The organism is Streptomyces ferrugineus, from assembly GCF_015160855.1.
Taxonomy (GTDB): domain Bacteria; phylum Actinomycetota; class Actinomycetes; order Streptomycetales; family Streptomycetaceae; genus Streptomyces; species Streptomyces ferrugineus.
The window spans coordinates 8,205,573-8,228,667 of record NZ_CP063373.1; the positions used below are offsets into that span (position 1 = coordinate 8,205,573).

Consider the following 23,095-nt stretch of genomic DNA (forward strand, 5'->3'; position numbering starts at 1 on the left):
TCTGCACGGCCCAACATGGGCCGTCGTAAGTACGTACTGCTATGAAGTTGCTGCTAGCTCGCCATGCGGCGGCCGGCGTCCTCGATGCGGTCCGCGAGGGAGCCGTTGATGACCTCGTCACCGACCTGCACCCGGATACCGCCGACGACCTCGGGGTCCACGTCCAGGTTGAGGTGCATCTTGCGGCCGTAGAGCTTGGCGAGGGCCGCGCCCAGGCGCTGCCTCTGCCCGTCGCTCAGCGGCACCGCGGAGGTGACCACGGCCACCATGCGGTCCCGGCGCTCGGCGGCGAGCTTGGACAGGGACTCCAGTCCCGACTCCAGGCTACGTCCGCGCGGCGCGGTCACAAGACGCGTCACCAGACGCTCGGTGGTCGCCTTGGCCCGGCCGCCCAGCAGGCTGCGCAGCAGCTCGCTCTTGGCCGAGGTGGTGGCGGCGCGGTCGGTGAGCGCGGCGCGCAGCTCGGTGCTGGAGGAGACGATCCGGCCGAACCGGAACAGCTCGTCCTCCACGTCGTCGAGCTGGCCGGCCTTCTGCGCGGCGGTGAGGTCGGCGGTGTCCGCCAGCTCCTCCAGTGCGTCCACCAGGTCGCGGGACTGCGACCAGCGGGAGCGCACCATGCCGGCCAGCAGGTCAGCGGCCTCGCCGCCGACCTGACCGCCGAGCAGGCGCTGGGCCAGATCGGCCTTGGCCTCACCGGCCTGCGCCGGGTCGGTCAGGACCCGACGCAGCGACACCTCGCGGTCGAGCAGCGCGGTGACGGCGGCCAGCTCGTCGGCGAGCCGTCCGGCGTCCACGGACGTGTTGTCCGTCAGCGCGTCGAGTCGCTCGCGTGCGGCTGCCAGGGCCTCGCGGCTCGCTCCGTTCATCGTCCGGCCTCGGCCTTCTCCTCGAGCTCGTCGAGGAAGCGGTCGATGACGCGGCTCTGCCGGGCGTGGTCCTCGAGGGACTCGCCGACCAGCTTGCCGGCCAGTTCGGTGGCGAGCTGACCGACGTCCTGGCGCAGCGCGGACGCGGCGGCCTTGCGGTCGGCCTCGATCTGGGCGTGACCGGCGGCGACGATCTCCTCACGCTGCCGCTGGCCTTCCGCACGCATCTCGGCGATGAGCGCGGCGCCCTGCTCCTGCGCCTCCTGGCGCAGACGCGCGGCCTCGTGTCGGGCCTCGGCGAGCTGGGCCTTGTACTGCTCCAGAACGCTCTGGGCCTCGGTCTGGGCGGCCTCGGCCTTCTCGATACCGCCCTCGATGGCCTCGCGGCGCTCTTCCAGAACCTTGTTGATGTTCGGGAGGAGCTTCTTGGCGAGGAAGCCGAAGACGATGGCGAAGGCGATCAGGCCGATGACGAGCTCGGGGATCGGCGGGACGAGAGGGTTCTCCCCCTCGCTCGCCGCGATGAGCAGGTTGCTCATGTGAGTGCCTTTCGTCTAGTCGGCTGGTCCGGCGGCGGTTTAGTTGTAGCCGTAGACGAACGGCATAACCAGACCGATCAGGGCGAGCGCCTCACAGAAGGCGAAGCCGAGGATCTGGTTGGCACGGATCAGGCCGGCGGCCTCGGGCTGACGGGCAAGAGCCTGGGTGCCGTTACCGAAGATGATGCCGACGCCGACGCCGGGGCCAATGGCAGCGAGGCCGTAACCGATGGAGCCGAGCGAGCCGGTAACGGCGGCAAGGGTCTGGGACATGCCAGTTCTTCCTTTTCTTAACGGACCGGTGGGGGTTGACCACCGGACGGTCTGTGGAGGTGAGAGGGCGGTGGCTCAGTGGTGCTCGGCGAGCGCGCCCTGGATGTAGGTGCACGTCAGCAGGACGAAGACGTACGCCTGCAGGGCCTGGATGAACAGCTCGAAGGCGGTCATCACGATGACCATCACGAACGAGACGCCCGCGTAGGCGATGCCGAGGCCGTTCAGCATGTACCAGCTGGCGATCGTGAAGAGCAGCAGCAGGGTGTGCCCGGCGAACATGTTCGCGAAGAGTCGCACGGCGTGGGTGAACGGCCGGATCAGCAGGTTCGAGAAGAGCTCGATCGTCATCGACAGCGGCAGCACCGCGCCGAGCGTCTTGTCGTAACCGGTGACGTTCTTCCAGAAGCCGACGAAGCCCTGTCGCTTGAAGGTCAGCGACACCCACGTGATGTAGACGATCACGGCCAGGACCAGCGGGTAGGAGATGATCGCCGTCACCGGGAACTGGGCGACCGGGATGATCGACCAGAGGTTCATCATCCAGACGAAGAAGAAGAGCGAGACGACGAGCGGGACGTACTTCTCGCCTTCCTTCTTACCGATGGTCTCGTAGACGACACCGCGCCGGATGAAGTCGTAACCCGCCTCGGCGACCATCTGCAGCTTGCCGGGGACGACCTGCGGCTTGCGGAAGGCCGCCCAGAAGAACCCGATGATGATGACCGAGCCGAGCAGCGCCAGCAGCATCGTCTTGTTGAAGTACAGGTTGCTGTCACCGTCACCCCACAGGGGCTGGAACAGGAACGAGTGCAGGCCCGGGGACACTTCGGTGAAGCCACATCCGTCGAAGAGGTGGCAGTTGGTGTCGAAGGCGAGCACCTGCGTCGGGTCAGCACTCACCGCGGGCTCCTTCAGCGTGGCGCATGGATACGGCAACCTCGTTGTGTCGGCGCGGCGCGCAGCCGCGGTTCGGCACGGGACTGGTGTTACGGATATGGGGGCGGCTGTGGGGCATCTCGCCTCGCGATTGAGCAGGCGTCAGCTCAGATGCCCGCGCCCGCGATGCCGCAGTTGGCACCGGACGATAGCAGGATCTCTTCAGCGCCTTTATCCCGCCCCTACCTCTCACGACGAGTGCCCCGTCTTTTCGGACGTGCCGCCCTTCGAGGAGGCGTCCGAATCGGGTTCCACGTAGAGGATCTTGGCCTTCATGTGGGCGCGCGTCTGCATGGCGATCCACACGAGCGTGGCCGCGAGCAGCGTGAAAGCGAAGGCCCGGGGGTTGAACAGCGTCGTGTTCTTGAACGCGGCCATGAAGATGAACAGCAGCAGGATCTGCGCGGCGTACAGCATCAGACCCATGGCCTGGAACAGATGCGGAAGCGATTTGGCAGTGCGCTGAAGGATGTAGAGACCGAGTCCCATGAAAAGGATCACGACCGCCGTCGCGACGACTGCCCCGATCGTCCCCTTGCCACCGGCGACCACGCCACTGACGACGGCGGCGACAGCGCCGGCGACGGCTGTGGGCACAGCGGCCTGGAGCAGGGTGCGGGCGTCATTGGACGGCATGGCGGCAACTCCGCTTTCACGGTGGGGGCAGGGTGTCGTCATGGACGAGCGTAGTCCCGGACAGAGAGAGAACCTCACGCCGGTGGACCGTCGCACTTCGGTCCTTCGGCTCTGTCCCGGGTTCTCGTGAACCGTATCACAAACTATTTGATGAGGTCTTTACCTGGAGGATGTGCTCGGCGTCACACATGAGAGTGAAGATGCGCGTCTGTGCAGAATCGTGGTCGCCTTGTCTGGTATTGGGGTGCTTCGCTCCCCCATGACTTGGCAATGCTCTAGTCAGATTCTTACCTTCAGGTACGACCCCCTGCTCCGGCAAACACGCCTGTGCCCCGGCGGGACACGCTTCCCGCCGGGGCACAGGACTATAGTCCGCTGATTCAGCAGCTTATGTTCTTGATGCCGGTCGCCTCGGTCCAGAAGGCTCCGCCGTAGCGGAAGCTCTGCGTCTTGTTGGCACCGATGCTGAACTCCGGGTCACGGCGCGCGGCCACCGTGACACTGAAGCACGCCTTCCGGGCACAGGAGTTCTTGACCTTGATGTACCGGTTGAGCCGCTGGTTGTAACGGTCGAGCATCTTGACGCAGTTGGCAGCCCGAGTGGACTGCGCGGCCTCCGCGAACTGCGGGCCGGCCACCGCCTGAGTCGCGCCCACGAGGCCGAGTGAACCACTCAACGCCACCGCCGCGGCGAACCCGCTGACGAACCTACGCATGTTTCCTCCGTTTCACTGTTTGCAGGCGACTCGAAGCGTCCTGGTCATGAACGCGTCGCCTCCGAGCGAGAACTTAGATCATTCTCACCAGCCGCCACAAACGCATATGTACTGCTCAGACGCCCAATCCCCTGACGGAATGGCTCATTCCGTGCTTGCGTGTCATAGCGGGGGACACGAGACAACCCGTTCACATTGGGGAACATGCCTGATCATGGGTGCGATCACGGCCCGTATCGGCCGCCTCGAGAGTCACAGAAGGAACGTTTCAGCCAACCTGGGCGGCGCGAATAGGCGCCGCCCACAAGCCCGACTTACGAGCGATTGCTTCGCCGGTAGGCCGGGGTGCGGCCCACCAGGCCATGGCCGCCCGCTCCGGCCTTGTCGGTGTCCAGGCGGCGTGAAGGCGCGCTGAGCGCCGTAGCGCCGTTGGCGCTCCGCGCGCCGGCGGCAACCGGAGTACGAGGCTCCTCCGCAATGGGAACCGCGGGGGCGGCGACCGGTCCGGACGCCGTGGCGGCGGCGCCGCGGCGGTAGCGCGGCGGCACGAAGTGCTCGGCCCAGCGCGGGGCGCGCGGTGTGAAGCGCGGGAGCAGGAGCAGGACCAGGCCGATGGCGCTGAGGAACACCACGCCGAGCACGATCCACATGGACGCCGAGTTCACCGAGTAGGCGAGGGCGCCGAAGGCGATCAGCGCCGACCAGAAGTACATGATGAGCACCGCGCGGCTGTGCGAGTGGCCGATCTCCAGCAGGCGGTGGTGCAGGTGGCCGCGGTCGGCGGCGAACGGGGACTGGCCGCGCCAGGTGCGCCGCACGATCGCCAGGATCAGGTCGGCGGCCGGGATCGCGATGATCGTCAGCGGCAGCAGGAGGGGGATGTAGACGGGCACCGTCTGGTGCACGGCCTCCTTCTCGGAGCCGGCGAACAGCTTCAGCGCGTCCGGGTCGACCTGCCCCGTGATGGAGATCGCGCCCGCGGCGAGCACCAGGCCGATCAGCATCGAGCCGGAGTCGCCCATGAAGATCCGCGCCGGGTGCATGTTGTGCGGCAGGAAGCCCAGGCACATGCCCATCAGGATCGCCGCGAACAGGGTCGCCGGGGCGGCGGCCTCGATGCCGTACGACACCCAGACCCGGTAGGCGTACAGGAAGAACGCGGCCGAGGCGATGCAGACCATGCCGGCCGCGAGGCCGTCCAGGCCGTCGACGAAGTTGACCGCGTTGATGGTGATGACGACCAGGGCGACCGTCAGCAGGGTGCCCTGCCACTGGGTCAGCGCCACGTTGCCGAGGCCCGGGATGGGCAGCCACAGGATCGTCAGACCCTGCATGACCATCACGCCGGCGGCGATCATCTGGCCGCCCAGCTTGATCAGGGCGTCGATCTCGAACTTGTCGTCGAGGACGCCGATCAGCCAGATGAGCGCCGCTCCGGAGAGCAGCGCCCGCGGTTCGTTGGAGTTCTCGAAGACGGTACTGAGGTTGGTGAGGTGGTCGGCGACCAGCAGGCCCGCGCACAGGCCGAAGAACATCGCGATACCGCCGAGCCGCGGAGTGGGTTCCCGGTGCACGTCACGGGCCCGGATCTCCGGCATCGCTCCGGCCACGATCGCGAACTTACGCACCGGCCCTGTCAGCAGATACGTCACCGCGGCCGTGATGCAGAGCGTCAGCAGGTATTCACGCACAGGCTTCCCCACAAGTCTCGCTGGCCATCTCAGCCCCACACACTAGCGATGGACGCATACGCGACGCATATGTGTGGGGACTTCCGGGTAGCGACGATGGTTGCATGCGTGGCTGTGTGCTCAGTGGCGCCTACCCCGCCTCAGCCGGGATACGGCGGAAATCTACCGGTGAGCTCCCGCACTTCTTCACGGACCTTCTGGCTTTCGGTCTCACCCCTGAGCACCCGCGCCAGCGTCGCGGCGAGCCAGACCATCTCCTCCTCCCCCATGCCCTGGGTGGTCACGGCCGCCGTACCGAGGCGCAGACCACGGGCGTCACCGTGCGGCAGCGCGCAGCAGTCCAGCACGATCCCGGCCGCCGCGAGCCGCCCGCGCGCCTCGCGGCCGTCGACGCCGAGGGGCGCCGGGTCGGCGGTGATCAGGTGGGTGTCGGTGCCGCCGGTGGTGACGACGAGGCCCTCCTCGGCCAGGTGGGCCGCGAGCGTCCTGGCGTTCGCGACCACCTGATGGGCGTACACGGCGAACGCCGGAGTCGACGCCTCACCGAAGGCGACGGCCTTGGCGGCGATGGTGTGCATCTGGGCGCCGCCCTGGGTGAAGGGGAAGACGGCGCGATCGACGCGCTCGGCGAGATCGGACCCGCACAGCAGCATCCCGCCGCGCGGACCGCGCAGCACCTTGTGGGTGGTGGCGCACACGACATCGGCGTACGGCACCGGACTGGGCGCCGCTCCCCCGGCGACGAGCCCCATGGGGTGGGCGGCGTCGGCGATGAGATAGGCGCCCACCTCGTCGGCGATGTCGCGGAAGAGGGCGTAGTCGATGTGCCGCGGATAGGCGATGGACCCGCACACCAGGGCCTTGGGCCGGTGGTTGCGGGCGAGCGTGCGCACCTGGTCGTAGTCGAGGAGCCCGGTCTCGGCGTCCACGCCGTAGCCGACGAAGTCGAACCAGCGGCCCGAGAAGTTGGCGGGCGAGCCGTGCGTGAGGTGTCCGCCGTACGGCAGCCCGAGGGCGAGGACGGTGTCGCCGGGGCGCAGCAGGGCGGCGTAGGCGGCGAGGACGGCAGAAGACCCCGAGTGCGACTGGACGTTGGCGTGCTCGGCGCCGAACAGCGCCTTGGCCCGCTCCACGGCGAGCCGTTCGGCGACGTCGACCATCTCGCAGCCGCCGTGGTACCGGGCGCCCGGATACCCTTCCGCGTACTTGTTGGCCAGCGACGACCCGAGCGCCGCCAGCACCGCCGGCGAGGTGAAGTTCTCCGCGGCGACGAGCTGAAGCGTCGTCGACTGCCGGTCGAGCTCCCCGAGCAGGATGTCGGCGAGCTGGGGGTCCTGCCGCCGCAGGACATCGGCCTCGAGGGTATGGGTGACCGACATAGTGCGCTCCGGGCGTGCGTCGACGGTGACGTACGTCCAATGTAGGCCCGCGACGTCAGGGACGCCCGGCGTTGTCACGTCCTCGCGGGAACTCCCGTGAGCGCGGTGACGACCGGATCGAGCGCCTCGTGTATCTCGTCCCCCACCGACCGGAAGAACGTGAGCGGCGCCCCGTACGGGTCGTACACCTCGTCCGCCTCCGCCGTGGGCGCCAGAAGCCACCCGCGTAGAGCCGCCGCCGCGCGGACCAGGGCGCGTGCCCGGTGGACCACGCCGTCCTCCAGGGGCGGCAGGGTCGTGGGGTCTATGGCACGGACCAGACGGGTGAACTCCTTCAGGGTGAAGGTGCGCAGGCCCGCCGAATGGCCCATGGAGATGACCTGGGCGCGATGGTCGCGGGTGGCCGTGAGGACTAGGTCGGCCATGATGACGTGCTCGTCGAGGAGCTCGCGGCCGACGAAGCCGGAGGCGTCCGCGCCGAAGTCGGCGAGGACCGTCTCCGCGTTGGATTCCATGGGCGCGCCCTCATGGCCCCAGGTGCCCGCGCTCTCCACGATCAGCCCGCCGCCGAGCACCCCGAGCCGCTGCGTCACGAAATGACGGGTCAGCCGCTCGGTGATCGGTGAGCGGCACACGTTGCCGGTGCTGACGTGGAGGATGCGGAAGCTGTCGCGCGGGAGTCCCACGAAGGTCGTCGTGATCTCTGCCGCGCTTTCCCCGTTGCCTATGCCACGCCCCGCTTCAGGGGCTGTCAATTGGCCACCTCGAGGTCGGGTACGACCTTGCGCAGTTCCTCCGCCGAGATGGCACCGGCGCGCAGCAGCAGGGGCACCTCGCGGGTGACGTCGACGATGGAGGACGGGACGTTGCCGGGGGTCGGGCCGCCGTCCAGGTAGACCGAGACCGAGTCGCCGAGCATCTCCTGCGCGGCGTCGCAGTCCTCCGGCGCCGGGTGCCCGGTGAGGTTCGCCGAGGACACGCCCATCGGGCCGACCTCCGTCAGCAGCTCGATCGCCACCGGGTGCAGTGGCATGCGCACGGCAACCGTGCCCCGGGTGTCCCCCAGGTCCCACTGCAGCGACGGCTGGTGCTTGGCGACCAGCGTCAGCGCGCCCGGCCAGAAGGCGTCCACCAGCTCCCAGGCCAGCTCGGAGAAGTCGGTGACGAGACCGTGGAGCGTGTTCGGGGAGCCGATCAGAACCGGGGTGGGCATGCTGCGGCCGCGCCCCTTGGCCTCCAGCAGATCGCCCACGGCCTCCTTGGAGAACGCGTCGGCGCCGATGCCGTACACCGTGTCGGTCGGAAGGACCACGAGCTCGCCACGGCGGACGGCGGACGCGGCCTCACGCAGACCGGTCGTGCGGTCGGTCGCGTCGTTGGTGTCGTATCGCCGTGCCATATCTAGCGGGCCTCCTCGTACACGTACATCTGAAAGGGCTTGGGGGTGCTCACGGCAGCGCCTTGCGGGCCGTGGCGAACCTGGGGCGGTTGTTGAGGTCGGGGTGGTCCGCCGCGTCGGCCCAGCCCCGCTCCTCGGTGAAGATCCACGGCACCTGGCCGCCCTGGGTGTCGGCGTGCTCGATGACGACGACGCCGCCGGGGCGCAGCAGACGGTGTGCGGTCCGTTCCAGACCGCGGATGAGGTCGAGGCCGTCCTCGCCGGAGAACAGGGCGAGTTCGGGATCGTAGTCCCGCGCCTCGGGAGCGACGTACTCCCATTCGGTGAGCGGGATGTAGGGCGGATTGGAGATGACCAGGTCGACCTGGCCGTCGAGGTCGCGGAAGGCGTCCAGCGCGTTGCCCTGCCGCAGGTCGACACGGGAGCCCGCCACGTTCTTGCGGGTCCAGTGCAGGGCGTCCTCGGACAGCTCCACGGCGTGCACGCGGGAGCGCGGGACCTCCTGGGCGAGGGCGAGCGCGATGGCGCCGGAGCCGGTGCACAGGTCGACGATGCAGGGCTCGACGACGTCCATCGCGCGTACGGCGTCTATGGCCCAGCCGACCACCGACTCGGTCTCGGGGCGGGGCACGAACACCCCCGGCCCGACTTGGAGTTCGAGATAGCGGAAGTACGCCCGCCCGGTGATGTGCTGCAGCGGCTCGCGCTGCTCACGCCGGGCGATGACCTCCCAGTACCGGGCGTCGAAGTCCGCGTCCTTCACGGAGTGCAGCTCGCCCCGCTTCACACCGTGCACGAACGCGGCGAGCTCCTCCGCGTCGTTGCGCGGCGAGGGCACGCCGGCGTCCGCCAGCCGCTGGGTGGCCTGGGCCACCTCCGCGAGCAGCACGCTGCGAGGGCTCGGGGTTCGCCCCCCAATGTATTGCTGCACGCAAGTCCTCCGTGTCGTACTCGTACGTGCGTACGTCCCTTGCCTCTGCTACCTCTGCGCCCTTACGCGGCCGCCAGCTTCGCCGCCGAGTCCGCGTCGACACAGGCCTGGATCACCGCGTCGAGGTCGCCGTCCAGGACCTGGTCCAGGTTGTACGCCTTGAAGCCGACGCGGTGGTCCGAGAGGCGATTCTCCGGGAAGTTGTAGGTACGGATCTTCTCGGAGCGGTCGACGGTGCGGACCTGGCTGCGGCGGGCGTCGGCCGCCTCCCGCTCGGCCTCCTCCTGCGCCGCGGCGAGCAGCCTGGAGCGCAGGATACGCAAGGCCTGCTCCTTGTTCTGCAGCTGGCTCTTCTCGTTCTGGCAGGAGGCGACGACTCCGGTCGGGATGTGCGTGATGCGCACGGCCGAGTCGGTGGTGTTCACGGACTGGCCGCCCGGTCCGGACGACCGGTACACGTCGATGCGCAGGTCGTTCGGGTTGATCTCGACGTCGACCTCCTCGGCCTCCGGCGTGACCAGCACACCGGCCGCGGAGGTGTGGATACGGCCCTGGGACTCGGTCGCGGGCACGCGCTGCACACGGTGCACACCGCCCTCGTACTTCAGCCGCGCCCAGACCCCCTGGCCGGGCTCCGGCGTCCGCCCGCCCTTGGTCTTCACCGCGACCTGGACGTCCTTGTAGCCGCCGAGTTCGGACTCGGTGGAGTCGATGATCTCGGTCTTCCAGCCGACGCGCTCCGCGTAGCGCAGGTACATCCGCAGCAGATCGCCGGCGAAGAGCGCGGACTCGTCGCCGCCGGCGCCGGCCTTGATCTCGAGGATGACGTCCTTGTCGTCGCTGGGGTCGCGCGGGACGAGCAGGAGGCGGAGCTTCTCCGTCAGCTCCTCGCGCTGCTTCTCCAGCTCCTTGACCTCGGCGGCGAACTCGGGGTCGTCGGCTCCCAGTTCACGGGCCGTCTCGATGTCGTCGCCGGCCTGCTTCCAGGAGCGGTACGTGGCGACGATCGGGGTGAGCTCGGCGTAGCGCTTGTTGAGCTTGCGCGCGTTCGCCTGGTCGGCGAAGACCGACGGGTCGGCGAGCTTCTTCTCCAGGTCGGTGTGCTCAGCGACCAGTTCCTCGACGGCCTCGAACATCTTGGGCTCCTGTGTGAATGCGTCTGTGAAGGGCGGGCGACCAAAAACGCCGGTCCCGGGCGCGCCTGGGAAGGGGCGCGGCCGTGGACCGGCGAATTGGAGCTCGCTACTTCTTGGAGCCGGCAGCAGCCTTGCCGAAGCGGGCCTCGAAGCGGGCCACACGGCCACCGGTGTCGAGGATCTTCTGCTTGCCCGTGTAGAACGGGTGGCACTCGGAGCAGACCTCGGCACGGATGGCGCCGCCGGTGATCGTGCTACGGGTGGTGAACGACGCGCCACAGGTGCAGCTGACCTGCGTCTCGACGTACTCGGGGTGGATGTCGCGCTTCAAGGTGTCTCCTAGTTTCGGGAGGGCGCCGGGTCGCCGCCGCGGGATGCGGGGGCGTGAACCGGAGCCGACGTACCAGTCTGCCAGGACTGGTGCCATCCACCCAAACCGGGGGTTGCCATCAGGTATTCCCCGGGGCTAGCCGGCGCTGACGACGCCGTCGGCATCGCCCTTCGCGGTGCCCTGCGTGGCCGACTTGGGGATCGGCTTGTCGTTCTTCAGGGCCGTCCAGACCTGCTGGGCCTTCTTCTCGGCGACGATCACCCGGTTCGGGTCCGCCGGGTCGTACTGGACCGGCATCGTGACCATGGACATGTTCTTGGAGCTGATGCCCTTGAGGCCGTCTGCGAAGGACATGAGCCGGTTGACCGAGCCCAGGTCGGAGTCCGTGGTCACCGTCTTGGTGGCGGTGTCGGCGAGGTCGTAGAGCCGCTTGGGGTTGCCGAACAGGTCGATGTCCTTGGCCTGCTCGATCAGCGCCTTGATGAAGGCCTGCTGGAGCTGGATGCGGCCGAGGTCGGAGCCGTCGCCGACGCCGTGGCGGGTGCGGACCAGGCCCAGGGCCTGCTTGCCGTTGAGGCGGTGGGGGCCGGCCTCGAGGTCGAGGTGGCTGTCGGGGTCGTTGATGTCCTTGGTGGTGGTGACCTGGACGCCGCCGAGCTCGTCGATGAGCTTCTGGAAGCCGGAGAAGTCGACCTCCAGGTAGTGGTCCATGCGGATGCCGGTGACGGACTCGACCGTCTTCACGGTGCAGGCGGCGCCGCCCGTGGAGTACGCCTCGTTGAACATCACGCCGGACGCGGCCTGGTGGGTGTCGCCCTTGGTGTCGGTGCACTCGGGGCGGTCGATGAGGGTGTCGCGCGGGATGGAGACCACGCTGGCCTTCCTGTGGCCCTCGTAGATGTGCAGGATCATCGCCGTGTCCGAGCGGGCGCTGCCGTCGTCGGTGCCGCCGCCGAGATCCTTGTTGCTGCCGGAGCGGGTGTCCGAGCCGAGGACGAGGATGTTCTCCGAGCCGTTGTCGACCTTCTTGGGCCGGTCGGTGCCGAGGGCCTGGTCGATGTCGACGCTCTTGAGGTTGCCGTTGAGCTTGAAGTACAGATATCCGGCGCCGGTGCCGCCCAGGACCACGATCCCGGCGGCCGTCCAGGCCATGATCTGCAGCCCCTTGCGCTTCTCACGGGGCTTGCGGCGGCGGCCCTTGGCGCGGTGACGCGGGCCGTTGGTGCCGGACCCACCCGGTATGCCGGGCTCCGGCGTGCTCTCGGCGGACACTGTGCTCCTCGGTTCTCGTCCGGTCGGTTACCCCCTGCTTTCGCGGTCAGGCCTGGTCGATTACGACCCGTACCGCACCATCGTCACCCCGTCCGGTCAGACGGGGAAACCCGGGAAAGGGTTGCACAACGGACGGTGCCCACCGCCTGCCGGGCGATGGGCACCGTCTGTAGTCGTGACGCCGGGGTGATACCGGGTGGACCGGCCTCACCTGCGATTTCAGCCGAAGAGGCCGTACTGCTTGTCATCGGTGCCGCCGGACCTCGGTGTGGCAAAGATCTCCCGCGGCCCCGAGCTGCTAGTCGCCGTTGGGCATCGGCGTCGTCTTCTGGATCTGAAGCAGGAACTCGGCGTTCGACTTCGTCTGCTTCATCTTGTCGAGCAGCAGCTCGATCGCCTGCTGCTGGTCGAGCGCGTGCAGCACCCGGCGCAGCTTCCAGACGATGGCGAGCTCCTCGTTGCCCAGCAGGATCTCTTCCTTACGGGTACCGGACGCGTCGACGTCCACCGCCGGGAAGATGCGCTTGTCGGCGAGCTTCCGGTCGAGCTTGAGCTCGGCGTTGCCCGTGCCCTTGAACTCCTCGAAGATCACCTCGTCCATGCGGGACCCGGTGTCGACGAGAGCCGTCGCCAGGATGGTGAGCGAGCCACCGTCCTCGATGTTGCGCGCCGCGCCGAAGAAGCGCTTCGGCGGGTACAGCGCGGTCGAGTCGACACCACCGGACAGGATGCGGCCGGAGGCGGGCGCCGCCAGGTTGTAGGCACGGCCCAGACGCGTGATCGAGTCGAGCAGCACGACCACGTCGTGGCCCAGCTCCACCAGACGCTTGGCGCGCTCGATGGCGAGCTCGGCGACCGTGGTGTGGTCCTCGGCCGGGCGGTCGAAGGTCGAGGAGATGACCTCGCCCTTGACCGACCGCTGCATGTCGGTGACCTCTTCCGGACGCTCGTCGACCAGGACGACCATCAGGTGGCACTCGGGGTTGTTGTGGGTGATCGCGTTGGCGATCGCCTGCATGATCATGGTCTTGCCGGTCTTCGGCGGGGCCACGATCAGACCGCGCTGGCCCTTACCGATCGGCGACACGAGGTCGATGATGCGGGTGGTCAGCACGCCCGGGTCGGTCTCCAGGCGGAGCCGGTCCTGCGGGTACAGCGGGGTGAGCTTGTTGAACTCCGGTCGGCCACGGCCGTGTTCGGGCGCCATGCCGTTGACGGAGTCGAGCCGCACCAGCGCGTTGAACTTCTCGCGCCGCTCGCCCTCCTTGGGCTGACGGACCGCACCGGTGATGTGGTCGCCCTTGCGCAGGCCGTTCTTGCGGACCTGGGCGAGGGAGACGTACACGTCGTTCGGACCGGGCAGGTAGCCCGACGTACGGATGAAGGCGTAGTTGTCGAGGATGTCCAGGATGCCCGCGACGGGGATCAGGACGTCGTCCTCGGCGATCTGCGGCTCCTGCACGTCGTCGCGGCCGCGACGGCCCCGGCGGTCGCGGTAACGCCCGCGACGGCCACGGCGGCCGCCCTCGAAGTCGTCCCCGTCCTCATCGGCCCGCTGGCCGCGGTCCTGACGGCCGCCGCCCTGCTGCTGGTTCTGCTGCTGGCCGCGCTGGCCGCCCTGCTGGTCGTCGCCCTTGCGGCGGTCGCGGTCCCGGTCGCGGTCCCGGCCGCGCTCACGGCGGTCGCGACGGCGGCCCTCGCCGCCCTCACCGGCGTCGCCCTTGGCCTCGCTCCTGCCTTCGCCCTTGGCCTCGCCCTGCTGGGCCTGCGGCTGCGCGGGCGTCTCGGCCTTGGGCTCGTTCTTGGCCTCGGCGGCGATGGTCTCGGGCGCGCCCGCGGGGCTGCCCGCGTCGGCGGTGGCGCGGCGACGGCGGCGCTCGGCCGGGGCGTCGTCGCTCGCCGGCTGACCGGGGATCTCGATCTGCTGCTGGGCCGCGGCCTTCTCGGCGGGAGCCTCAGCGGCCTTCGCCGCCTTCTTCTCGGCGGCGGCCTCGTCGCCCGTGCGGGCGCGGGAGGTGGTGCGGCGCTTCGGCTTGGTCTCGGTGGCGGTCTCGGCCTTCGCCGAGGCCGCACCCGCTCCCCCAGAGGGGGCACCCCCAGCCTGCGCCTCCTTGATGACCTCGATCAGCTGGCTCTTGCGCATGCGCGCGGTGCCCCTGATGCCGAGGCCGGATGCGACCTGCTGCAGCTCGGCCAGCACCATGCCCTCGAGGCCGGTACCGCGGCGCCGCCGGGAGCCGGCACCGGTGGCAGGCGCGGAGGCGTCCGTGGCGGGCGCGGCAGCGGTCTCCTCGACACGTGCGCCCATCAGATCGGTGGTGTCGCTCACGAAGGGTCCTTCCCTGGAGCGGACGTCGGCCTGTCTGGCTCGGCGACCGGTTGTGCTGTCCGGCTTCGGTCCCTGGTGTGTGGACCGTGCCGGGGCGGTGGTCCGCCAAAGCGGCGGAGGAAATATCTGGTGATGACGCTTCCCAGAACCGTGGCACTGAGTGTCTGTGTCACTCGGCTCGGTCGCGCCGGTTCCGGAGCGTGTCCGGCAAGTCGCTCAGTGCTCGTGTACGACGTACTGCCCGCGTACGTCCTACGGAACACAGTGCGGCTTGGGAGGCTCCCGGAAGGATGTCTGTCCCGGACGGGGACACGAAGCACCTCGCCATGGTGGGGTCGGGTGCAGACTTGAGGTTAACACTACCGGATCCAACAAACATTCCCCCTCTCGAAATCCGGCAACCGTGTGTCAGGTCGCAAGCGGCAGCACGCTCGCTCCCTGGGCGTCGAGGTCGAGCCGGTTGGCGGCCCACCCCTCGCCTGCCAGATGGGCGACCTTGTCGGCGCTGTCCTCGTCGGCCAGTGCCAGCACAGTGGGTCCCGCGCCCGAGATGACCGCCGGGACTCCGTCGGCCCGCAGCCGCTCCACCAGCGCCGCGCTCTCGGGCATGGCGGGCGCGCGGTACTCCTGGTGGAGTCGGTCCTCGGTGGCGGGCAGCAGCAGCTCGGGGCGCCTGGTGAGGGCCTCGACGAGCAGCGCGGCACGGCCCGCGTTGGTGGCGGCGTCGACATGCGGGACGGTGCGCGGGAGCAGACCGCGCGCGGTCTCCGTCAGCACCGGCTTACCGGGCACGAAAACCACCGGAACGATGGAATCGGCGGGCTCCATCCTGATGGCCCGGGCGGCGCCGGCCTCCATCCAGGACAGGGTGAAACCGCCCAGCAGACAGGCCGCGACGTTGTCGGGGTGGCCCTCGATCTCGGTGGCGAGCTCGAGCAGGGCCGTGTCGTCGAGCCGGGCCTCGCCGCCTATGGTCACGGCGCGCGCGGCGACGATGCCGGCGCAGATGGCGGCCGAGGAGGAGCCGAGGCCCCGGCCGTGCGGGATGCGGTTGGCGCAGACGATCTCCAGGCCGCGCGGCTGGCCGCCCAGCAGATCGAAGGCGGTGCGCAGGGAGCGTACGAGAAGGTGGTTTTCGTCACGTGGGAGCGTCTCGCTCCCCTCCCCGGCGATGTCGATGTGCAGCCCGGAGTCGGCCACCCTGACGACGACGTCGTCGTAGAGCCCCAGCGACAGGCCGAGGGCGTCGAAGCCCGGGCCGAGGTTGGCGCTGGTGGCGGGGACGCGCACCCTCACGGCGGCGGCGCGGAACGCTGGACCGGCCATCGCTCGATGACTCTCCTTGAGCTGCGTGATTGTCGAAGACATTCGATGACGTACGAGACCCTCTGGGGCCGCTTCCGGGCCGCGGAGACGGCGCGGCACCGCACCCCGTGCGGAGGCATATGCGGCGGGCGGGTTCAGTACAGCCTATCGAAGGTAGGTTCTGTGGCGACATAGGGCGCACAGGAGGCGCACGATGCGTGTCGTATGCCCCCTGTGCACCCCCTGTAGGGAACTTCCCCAGGTGAGCGCCCTCTTAGTCGTGAGCACGAGCCCCGTACGACGGGGCTGGCGCCCCGGGCGCCAGGGTCGCGTGCCCGCGCCGGACCGAGCCGCTCGGCTACGCCAGCCCGAGCCGCTCGGCCGCCGTCGCCGCGTCGACCGGGACGGTGACCGGCTGCGGGGCGCCGGCGACGGCCCAGTCGGGGTCCTTGAGGCCGTTGCCGGTGACGGTGCACACGATGCGCTGGCCCGGGTCGACCTTGCCCTGCTCGGCGGCCTTCAGCAGACCGGCGACCGACGCGGCGGAGGCGGGCTCCACGAAGACGCCCTCCTGCGCGGCCAACAGCCGGTAGGCGCGCAGGATTTCACGGTCCGTCACCTCGTCGATGAACCCGCCGGACTCGTCGCGCGCGGCGAGCGCGTACTGCCAGGAGGCCGGGTTGCCGATGCGGATGGCGGTGGCGATGGTCGACGGGTCCTTGACGACCTCGCCGCGCACGATGGGCGCGGAGCCGGAGGCCTGGAAGCCCCACATGCGGGGGGTCTTGGCGGCGACCCCGTCGGCGGCGTACTCCTTGTACCCCTTCCAGTACGCGGTGATGTTGCCCGCGTTGCCCACCGGAAGGACGTGGATGTCGGGGGCGTCGCCCAGCATGTCCACGATCTCGAACGCGGCCGTCTTCTGCCCCTCGATCCGCACCGGATTGACCGAATTGACCAGCGCCACGGGGTAGTTGTCGCTCAGGTCACGGGCGAGTGTGAGGCAGTCGTCGAAGTTGCCGTCGACCTGGAGGATCTTCGCGCCGTGGACGAGCGCCTGCCCCATCTTGCCGAGCGCGATCTTGCCCTGCGGGACGAGAACGGCCGAAACCATACCCGCGCGCACGGCATAAGCGGCGGCGGAGGCGGAGGTGTTGCCGGTGGAGGCGCAGATGACCGCCTTCGCCCCCTCCTCCTTGGCCCTGCTGATGGCCATGGTCATGCCGCGGTCCTTGAAGGACCCGGTGGGGTTGGCACCCTCCACCTTCAGGTGGACCTCGCAGCCCGTGCGCTCGGAGAGCACCTGCGCGGGCACGAGGGGCGTGCCGCCCTCGCGGAGCGTCACGACCGGCGTGGTGTCGGAGACGGGCAGCCGGTCCCGGTACTCCTCGATGATTCCGCGCCATTGGTGGGTCATTGCTGGTTACTCTCCTTCAACCCGCATGATGCTGGCGACACCCCGCACGGTGTCGAGCTTGCGCAACGCCTCGACGGTCCCGCCGAGGGCCGCGTCGGACGCACGGTGGGTGACGACGACGAGGGAGGCCTCGCCGTCCTTGCCCTGCTGGCGAACCGTATCGATCGAGACACCGTGCTCCGCGAACACGGTCGCCACCTGGGCGAGAACACCCGGTTTGTCCGCCACGTCGAGGCTGATGTGATAGCGCGTGACGACGTCGCCCATCGGCGAGACGGGCAGGGCGGCATACGCCGACTCGCCGGGCCCCGTCGCCCCGCTGAGCCGGTTGCGGCAGACGGCGACGAGGTCGCCGAGCACGGCGGAGGCGGTCGGGGAACCGCCCGCGCCGGGGCCGTAGAACATGAGCTGCCCGGAGGCGTCCGACTCCACGAAGACGGCGTTGTACGCACCGCGCACGGAGGCGAGCGGATGGGTCAGCGGAATCATGGCGGGATGCACCCGCGCGGTGACCGACGCCCCGTCCTCGGCCCGCTCACAGATGGCGAGCAGCTTGATGGTGCAGCCCATCTCCTTGGCGGAGGCGAAGTCGGCCGCGGTCACCTCGGTCATGCCCTCGCGGTGGACGTCGTCGAGGCGCACACGCGTGTGGAAGGCGATACCGGCGAGGATGGCGGCCTTGGCGGCCGCGTCGAACCCTTCGACGTCGGCGGTGGGGTCGGCTTCCGCATACCCCAGGGCGGTGGCCTCGTCGAGGGCCTCCTGGTACCCGGCCCCGGTCGAGTCCATCTTGTCGAGGATGAAGTTGGTGGTGCCGTTGACGATGCCGAGCACCCGGTTGACCTTGTCGCCGGCGAGGGACTCGCGCAGCGGCCGGATCAGCGGGATGGCACCGGCGACGGCGGCCTCGTAGTAGAGGTCCTTGCCGTTGGCCTCCGCCGCCGCGTGCAGGGCGGCCCCGTCCTGGGCGAGGAGCGCCTTGTTGGCGGAGACGACGGAGGCGCCGTGCTCGAAGGCGGTGGTGATGAGGGTGCGGGCGGGCTCGATGCCCCCGATGACCTCGACCACGACGTCGATGTCGCCGCGCTTGACGAGGGCGGTGGCGTCGGTGGTGATGAGGGCCGGGTCGATGCCCTCACGCACCTTGGAGGGCCGCCGTACGGCCACCCCCGCGAGCTCCACGGGAGCCCCGATCCGGGCGGCGAGGTCGTCGGCGTGCGTCGTCATGATGCGCGCCACCTCTGAGCCGACAACCCCACAGCCCAGCAGCGCCACCTTCAGCGGACGCGTACGCATCATCCGACCTCGTTTCCTCATACCGTCTACGGTTGCACCAGTCTCACTCACCGGACGGAAGTTTCTGCCCTTCGTCCGGATCGTGAGACATCGATTTCATTTGTACGGCCCCGGCAGACAGGAGATCTTCCGCCACCGGGTCCTTCTGCGGTCCCTCTGCGATCCCTCTGCGGTCCCTCTGCGGTCTCCGGGTCACCCGACGTCGAGCCGCAGCAGATCCTCCTCCGTCTCACGGCGGACGATCACCCGGGACTCACCGTCGTGCACGGCGACGACGGGCGGCCGGAGCACGTGGTTGTAGTTGCTGGCCATGGACCGGCAGTAGGCACCCGTGGCCGGCACGGCGATGAGGTCACCCGGTGCCAGGTCGGCGGGCAGGAAGGCGTCCTTGACCACGATGTCCCCACTCTCGCAGTGCTTGCCGACGACGCGCGCGAGCATCGGCTCCGCCTCACTGGTCCGGGACACGAGCGCGACGCTGTACTCGGCGTCGTACAGCGCCGTACGGATGTTGTCCGACATGCCGCCGTCGACGGAGACGTACGTCCGCAGCCCGTCGAGCGGCTTGATGGTGCCGACCTCGTAGAGCGTGAAGGCGGTGGGCCCGACGATGGCGCGCCCCGGCTCGACGGAGATACGCGGGGTCCGCAGCTTGGCGGCCTCGCACTCACGGGTGACGATCTCGGTGAGCGCCTTGGCGATCTCGTGCGGTTCGCGGGGGTCGTCGTCGCTGGTGTAGGCGATGCCGAGGCCACCCCCGAGGTCGATCTCGGGAAGCTCGACCCCGTGCTCGTCACGAATGTCCTTGAGCAGCCCGACGACCCGGTGGGCGGCGACTTCGAAGCCGGACATGTCGAAGATCTGCGACCCGATGTGCGAGTGGATGCCGATCAGCTCGATCCCGTCGAGCCGCAGCGCCCGCCGCACGGCCTCGGCGGCCTGCCCGCCGGCCAGCGGAATCCCGAACTTCTGATCCTCGTGAGCGGTGGCGATGAACTCATGGGTATGCGCTTCGACGCCGACGGTGATCCGAATCTGGACGCGCTGCCGCTTGCCGAGTTCCTGGGCGATGTGGGCGACCCGCACGATCTCCTGGAACGAATCGAGAACGATCCGCCCGACACCGGCGTCGATGGCACGCCTGATCTCGTCCACGGACTTGTTGTTGCCGTGGAAGGCGATGCGGTCGGCGGGCATGCCGGCGGACAGGGCGGTGGCGAGCTCGCCCCCGGAGCAGACGTCGAGGTTGAGCCCCTCCTCGTGCAGCCACCGCACGACGGCGCGGGAGAGGAACGCCTTGCCGGCGTAGAAGACGTCGGCGTCGGCCCCGAAGGCACCGCGCCAGGCACGGGCACGCGACCGGAAGTCCGCCTCGTCGAGGATGTAGGCGGGGGTGCCGTGCTCTTCGGCGAGCGCCTTGACGTCGACCCCGCCGACGGTGACGACACCGTCGGAGTTACGGCCGACGGTCTCGGCCCACACCTTCGCGTCGAGGCTGTTGAGGTCGGCGGGCGGGGCGGAGTAGTGCCCCTCGGGGAGGACATCGGCGTGACGGGGCCCGGCGGGGTGTGCGGAACGGCTCATCGTGCGTGCTCTTTCAGATGTGTTCGGGTGCGTCGATGCCGAGCAGGGACAGGCCACCGGCCAGCACCGCCCCGGCGGCTTCGGCAAGAGCGAGCCGGGCACGGTGGGCGGCCGAGGGTTTCTCCGCACCACGCGGGAGGACGGCGGGCAGGAGCGGGAGAACGGCATCGGCGACGGTGACGAGGTGCCGGGCGAGACGGTCGGGGGCGCGGTGCGCTGCCGCTTGGGCGAGGACGCGGGGGTGGGCGGCGAGGTGGGTGGTGATGTGGGTGGTGCTGTGGTGCAGGGCGTCGGGTCGTACGTCTTGTCTAACGTCTCGTCTAACGTCTTGTCGTAGATCTTGTCGTACGTCGCCTGGCTCGGCGTCGAATCCCAGGTCGGCGGCGTTACGGCTGAGGGCCCGGGTGCGGGCGTAGGCGTACCGGACGCGGAAGAGAGGGTTGCTCTCGCGCTGGACGAGATGCTCGTCGGCGATACGGGGCCGGTCGTGCCCGGCGGGGTGAAGCAGGGCCCAGCGGGCGGCGTCGCGGCCGAGGGGGAGGGGGTCGGCGGGGGCAGGGAGCGGGCGCAGGGTGTGGCGGGGTCCAGCGGGGTACGGAGCGGTGGACGGTGTCTGCCGCTGCCGCGGCGTGGGCCGCGCGGGCTGGTCGTCGACACGTACGCCCAGGATGTCGACCCACTCAGGCGCGAGCTCGCCCTCGCAGCGGGTGTGGACGGCGACGCCCTGGGAGCGCAGGATCCGGGCGAGGGCGTCCATCACGACGACGGCCCGCACCTCCCGGGGACAGGCCAGAGGCAGAAGGTCCACGGAGCGGCCCTGGGCATGCCCGTACCGGATGCCGCGCCGCAGGATCTCCTCGACGAGGGCGACCGAGGCGGTGTCGCCGAGAGTGATGTTGAGGAAGCCGGGCCCGGTGATGACGACGTCGGTGACGCCGTCGGTACCGAGGAGGCGGGCCTGGAGGATCTCGGCGACATGTCGGGGCGGCTGCCCGGCCGGCCGGGCGAGCTGGAGGGCGATGTTGGTGGCGTAGTCACCACACCCACCGGGCCCGGGCACGGTCACCAGGGCCCGCTCCGGCACGACGACCCGCAGTTCCCCCTCGTCGACAGCACGACGCACCGCGCACAGCACGGTACGGGAGAGCTCGACGGGGGTCACGGGACAAGCGTATGGGAGGAGGGGGGTGGGTATGCGAATGGGTTTAGGGCGGGGTCCGGCATATGGACGTGGACGGGGGTGGAGGCCGACGCGGTTGGCTTGAGGTGTGTGGACTGAGGTGCGTGGACTGAGGTGTATGGACTGAGGCGCAGGGACAGGTCGACGCCTGACGCGAGAAAGTCCGAAGCCCTGAGGGCGGATGATCAGATGCTCAGCCCCCGGCCCTCCCGGCGGCCTCTCCGGCCCCAAGGGCACCTCCGACGACGGCCTCGCCCGCGCCCCGCCCCTCACCGGCACCGCCCTCAGCCGCCCCGCCCCGCTTCCCCTCGATCAACCGCCGTACGACGCTGACGAGTTCGGCGGGCTCGAAGGGCTTGGCGAGAAAGGCGTCGACGCCGACGTCGAGGCCGCTGTCGACCTCGTACTGGGTGCAGGCGCTGATGATGGCGAGGGGAAGATCACGTGTGCGCGGGTCCGCACGCAGCCGCGCGGCGGTCCGGAGCCCGTCGAGCCTCGGCATGACGACATCGAGGGTGACGACATCGGGCCGCACCTGATGAACGACATCCAGACACTCGGCACCATCGGCCGCGGTCACCACCTCGAGCCCCTCCAGCTCGAGATTGACCCTGATCAGCTGCCGGATGACCTTGTTGTCGTCCACAACAAGGACCCGACCGGACGCGCCTGGCACAACTCGAGCGTAGGTCGAGACCGGCCATCGCGTCCGGGTTTTCCCGACTTCCACCCCCCTGCGGGCAGGCCGTCCCAGGTCGCACCCGGTGCCACCACCCCGGAAACCCGTTCATGAACACCCCACCAGAGCTGGTAGGGTTCTACCCGTCGCCGCCAAGCAAGGCGCCCGACACGCCCCCGTAGCTCAGGGGATAGAGCAACGGCCTCCGGAGCCGTGTGCGCAGGTTCGAATCCTGCCGGGGGCACTCCGGAAAAGGCTCCTGACCTGCAGAAATACAGGTCGGGAGTTTTTGCGTGCATGCCAAAAAGCACACGGTCTTATGACCGCCGTCCTTTTCGACGCGGATGCCGCTCCACATGCTGTGGATAGCCACTTCCACTGGCAGATTTTCGCAGGTCAAAGACCCGCGGTGGGGCGTTTGATGGTCTCGCCTACCAACGCATATTGGCCGCACCTCGCCGTGGGCATCAGAGCGCCGCTTTTCCGCGCACCTCGCGCGTGACCTGCATTGATGTGACTGACGACACACAGAAACGTAAGCGGTCTGGTTGGTCGTTACTCTTTCATCCAGCATCTACCACTCAGCCCACAGCGGACACTCCTGTAACAGCACGCGATGCTCAGCCAAGTGCAGGTAAGCGCGATCACAGCGCTGGCCGAGACCACGCCCGGTCCGCTGATCATGGTGGTGCAGTTCGTCGCGTTCCTGGGTGCCTAACGTGACCCCGGCGGCCTCGATCCCTGGGCCGCCGCGCTGCTGACCACATGGGTCACCTTCGTGCCCTGCTTCCTGTTCATCTTCCTCGGCGCCCCCTACATCGAGCGCCTGCGCGGCAACCGCTCCGTCTCCTCCGCACTCACCGGCATCACTGCGGCCGTCGTCGGGGTCATCGCCAACCTCGCCGTGTACTTCGCGCTGCATACGCTGTTCACCACGGTCGACGAGACAGCCCTGGGCCCCTTGCACCTCCAGATCCCGGACCTGTCCACGGTCCGTCCGGCGGCACTGGCCATCACACTCGCCGCCCTCGTCATGATCTTCCCGCTCAGATGGAGCGTGCTGCGTACCCTCGGCATCTGTGCCGCACTCGGTCTCTCCTCGGCCGGGCTCGCGGCGCTGTGGTGAGCGACCGGAGGCGACCGGCCCTCATAGCCGCGCAGAGGTACGCCACCGCCGCGTGCCCATGGGCGGAG

The 23,095-nt window shown here is 69.3% G+C and carries 22 protein-coding genes and 1 tRNA gene; 2 read left to right on the plus strand and 21 right to left on the minus strand.

Annotated elements, in window-relative coordinates:
- Positions 1–53: 53 nt before the first annotated feature.
- The 21 genes from IM697_RS36520 to IM697_RS36620 all read right to left on the minus strand — a co-directional run bounded on the left by IM697_RS36520 (position 54) and on the right by IM697_RS36620 (position 21,898).
- Entirely contained in the window at positions 54–869 is an 816-nt protein-coding gene (locus IM697_RS36520; RefSeq protein ID WP_194040560.1) for a F0F1 ATP synthase subunit delta, read from the minus strand.
- Positions 866–1,408 carry a F0F1 ATP synthase subunit B gene (locus IM697_RS36525; protein WP_194040562.1) on the minus strand — a complete coding sequence of 181 codons (543 nt, stop codon included), beginning with the start codon at positions 1,406–1,408 and terminating at the stop codon, positions 866–868. Before IM697_RS36525 ends, IM697_RS36520 begins: the two co-directional genes overlap by 4 nt.
- A gap of 39 nt (positions 1,409–1,447) precedes the next feature.
- Complete coding sequence (gene atpE / locus IM697_RS36530) at positions 1,448–1,681, minus strand: ATP synthase F0 subunit C (RefSeq protein WP_033275524.1); 234 nt, start codon at positions 1,679–1,681, stop codon at positions 1,448–1,450.
- A gap of 75 nt (positions 1,682–1,756) precedes the next feature.
- Complete coding sequence (gene atpB / locus IM697_RS36535; RefSeq protein ID WP_194040564.1) at positions 1,757–2,584, minus strand: F0F1 ATP synthase subunit A; 828 nt, start codon at positions 2,582–2,584, stop codon at positions 1,757–1,759.
- A gap of 225 nt (positions 2,585–2,809) precedes the next feature.
- Positions 2,810–3,256, minus strand: coding sequence for a Cg1360 family ATP-synthase-associated protein (locus IM697_RS36540; protein WP_194040566.1), 447 nt, complete (start codon positions 3,254–3,256; stop codon positions 2,810–2,812).
- Between the two features lie 380 nt (positions 3,257–3,636).
- Positions 3,637–3,972 carry a hypothetical protein gene (locus tag IM697_RS36545; RefSeq protein ID WP_194040568.1) on the minus strand — a complete coding sequence of 112 codons (336 nt, stop codon included), beginning with the start codon at positions 3,970–3,972 and terminating at the stop codon, positions 3,637–3,639.
- 314 nt (positions 3,973–4,286) lie between these two features.
- Positions 4,287–5,663, minus strand: a complete 1,377-nt coding sequence (locus IM697_RS36550) for an MraY family glycosyltransferase (protein WP_194040570.1) — start codon at positions 5,661–5,663, stop codon at positions 4,287–4,289.
- A 140-nt stretch (positions 5,664–5,803) separates the two neighbouring features.
- A complete protein-coding gene (locus IM697_RS36555; RefSeq protein WP_194040572.1) occupies positions 5,804–7,042 on the minus strand; it encodes a serine hydroxymethyltransferase in 1,239 nt (412 codons plus the stop codon).
- Between the two features lie 74 nt (positions 7,043–7,116).
- The gene (locus IM697_RS36560; protein ID WP_194040574.1) at positions 7,117–7,797 is read right to left on the minus strand and encodes an arsenate reductase/protein-tyrosine-phosphatase family protein; all 681 of its coding nucleotides are present in this window, start codon (positions 7,795–7,797) and stop codon (positions 7,117–7,119) included.
- Positions 7,794–8,441 carry an L-threonylcarbamoyladenylate synthase gene (locus tag IM697_RS36565; RefSeq protein ID WP_194040576.1) on the minus strand — a complete coding sequence of 216 codons (648 nt, stop codon included), beginning with the start codon at positions 8,439–8,441 and terminating at the stop codon, positions 7,794–7,796. The genes IM697_RS36560 and IM697_RS36565 overlap by 4 nt, the downstream gene beginning before the upstream one ends.
- A 49-nt stretch (positions 8,442–8,490) precedes the next feature.
- Positions 8,491–9,330: a peptide chain release factor N(5)-glutamine methyltransferase gene (prmC, locus tag IM697_RS36570; protein ID WP_194040578.1), complete on the minus strand. Its 840-nt coding sequence runs from the start codon at positions 9,328–9,330 to the stop codon at positions 8,491–8,493.
- Between the two features lie 104 nt (positions 9,331–9,434).
- The gene (prfA, locus tag IM697_RS36575) at positions 9,435–10,508 is read right to left on the minus strand and encodes a peptide chain release factor 1 (protein ID WP_194040580.1); all 1,074 of its coding nucleotides are present in this window, start codon (positions 10,506–10,508) and stop codon (positions 9,435–9,437) included.
- A gap of 106 nt (positions 10,509–10,614) precedes the next feature.
- Positions 10,615–10,839 carry a 50S ribosomal protein L31 gene (gene rpmE, locus IM697_RS36580; protein WP_194040582.1) on the minus strand — a complete coding sequence of 75 codons (225 nt, stop codon included), beginning with the start codon at positions 10,837–10,839 and terminating at the stop codon, positions 10,615–10,617.
- 135 nt (positions 10,840–10,974) lie between these two features.
- Positions 10,975–12,111, minus strand: coding sequence for an LCP family protein (locus IM697_RS36585; protein WP_194040584.1), 1,137 nt, complete (start codon positions 12,109–12,111; stop codon positions 10,975–10,977).
- A 298-nt stretch (positions 12,112–12,409) separates the two neighbouring features.
- Positions 12,410–14,440: a transcription termination factor Rho gene (rho, locus tag IM697_RS36590; RefSeq protein ID WP_194040586.1), complete on the minus strand. Its 2,031-nt coding sequence runs from the start codon at positions 14,438–14,440 to the stop codon at positions 12,410–12,412.
- 408 nt (positions 14,441–14,848) lie between these two features.
- Positions 14,849–15,766, minus strand: a complete 918-nt coding sequence (gene thrB / locus IM697_RS36595) for a homoserine kinase (RefSeq protein ID WP_194040588.1) — start codon at positions 15,764–15,766, stop codon at positions 14,849–14,851.
- Between the two features lie 337 nt (positions 15,767–16,103).
- Positions 16,104–17,162 carry a threonine synthase gene (gene thrC, locus IM697_RS36600; RefSeq protein WP_194040590.1) on the minus strand — a complete coding sequence of 353 codons (1,059 nt, stop codon included), beginning with the start codon at positions 17,160–17,162 and terminating at the stop codon, positions 16,104–16,106.
- Positions 17,163–17,168: 6 nt separating this feature from the next.
- Entirely contained in the window at positions 17,169–18,458 is a 1,290-nt protein-coding gene (locus IM697_RS36605; protein WP_194050025.1) for a homoserine dehydrogenase, read from the minus strand.
- Between the two features lie 192 nt (positions 18,459–18,650).
- A complete protein-coding gene (gene lysA / locus IM697_RS36610; protein ID WP_194040592.1) occupies positions 18,651–20,042 on the minus strand; it encodes a diaminopimelate decarboxylase in 1,392 nt (463 codons plus the stop codon).
- 13 nt (positions 20,043–20,055) lie between these two features.
- Entirely contained in the window at positions 20,056–21,204 is a 1,149-nt protein-coding gene (gene nrtL / locus IM697_RS36615; protein WP_194040594.1) for an ArgS-related anticodon-binding protein NrtL, read from the minus strand.
- A 211-nt stretch (positions 21,205–21,415) separates the two neighbouring features.
- Positions 21,416–21,898 carry a response regulator gene (locus IM697_RS36620; protein ID WP_407699568.1) on the minus strand — a complete coding sequence of 161 codons (483 nt, stop codon included), beginning with the start codon at positions 21,896–21,898 and terminating at the stop codon, positions 21,416–21,418.
- Positions 21,899–22,073: 175 nt separating this feature from the next.
- On the opposite strand from IM697_RS36620, the gene IM697_RS36625 reads away from it, so the two are divergent.
- Both IM697_RS36625 and IM697_RS36630 read left to right on the plus strand, forming a co-directional pair.
- Positions 22,074–22,145 (plus strand) — tRNA-Arg (locus IM697_RS36625).
- Between the two features lie 534 nt (positions 22,146–22,679).
- Positions 22,680–23,027: a chromate transporter gene (locus IM697_RS36630; protein ID WP_265582687.1), complete on the plus strand. Its 348-nt coding sequence runs from the start codon at positions 22,680–22,682 to the stop codon at positions 23,025–23,027.
- The last annotated feature ends 68 nt before the right edge of the window (positions 23,028–23,095 follow it).

Coding starts and splice junctions, on each gene's coding strand:
- IM697_RS36520 (WP_194040560.1), bottom strand. CDS start 869: ATGAACGGAGCGAGCCGCGAGGCCCTGGCAGCCGCACGCGAGCGACTC.
- IM697_RS36525 (WP_194040562.1), bottom strand. CDS start 1,408: ATGAGCAACCTGCTCATCGCGGCGAGCGAGGGGGAGAACCCTCTCGTC.
- atpE (WP_033275524.1), bottom strand. CDS start 1,681: ATGTCCCAGACCCTTGCCGCCGTTACCGGCTCGCTCGGCTCCATCGGT.
- IM697_RS36540 (WP_194040566.1), bottom strand. CDS start 3,256: ATGCCGTCCAATGACGCCCGCACCCTGCTCCAGGCCGCTGTGCCCACA.
- IM697_RS36545 (WP_194040568.1), bottom strand. CDS start 3,972: ATGCGTAGGTTCGTCAGCGGGTTCGCCGCGGCGGTGGCGTTGAGTGGT.
- IM697_RS36555 (WP_194040572.1), bottom strand. CDS start 7,042: ATGTCGGTCACCCATACCCTCGAGGCCGATGTCCTGCGGCGGCAGGAC.
- IM697_RS36565 (WP_194040576.1), bottom strand. CDS start 8,441: ATGGCACGGCGATACGACACCAACGACGCGACCGACCGCACGACCGGT.
- prfA (WP_194040580.1), bottom strand. CDS start 10,508: ATGTTCGAGGCCGTCGAGGAACTGGTCGCTGAGCACACCGACCTGGAG.
- thrB (WP_194040588.1), bottom strand. CDS start 15,766: ATGGCCGGTCCAGCGTTCCGCGCCGCCGCCGTGAGGGTGCGCGTCCCC.
- thrC (WP_194040590.1), bottom strand. CDS start 17,162: ATGACCCACCAATGGCGCGGAATCATCGAGGAGTACCGGGACCGGCTG.
- IM697_RS36605 (WP_194050025.1), bottom strand. CDS start 18,458: ATGCGTACGCGTCCGCTGAAGGTGGCGCTGCTGGGCTGTGGGGTTGTC.
- lysA (WP_194040592.1), bottom strand. CDS start 20,042: ATGAGCCGTTCCGCACACCCCGCCGGGCCCCGTCACGCCGATGTCCTC.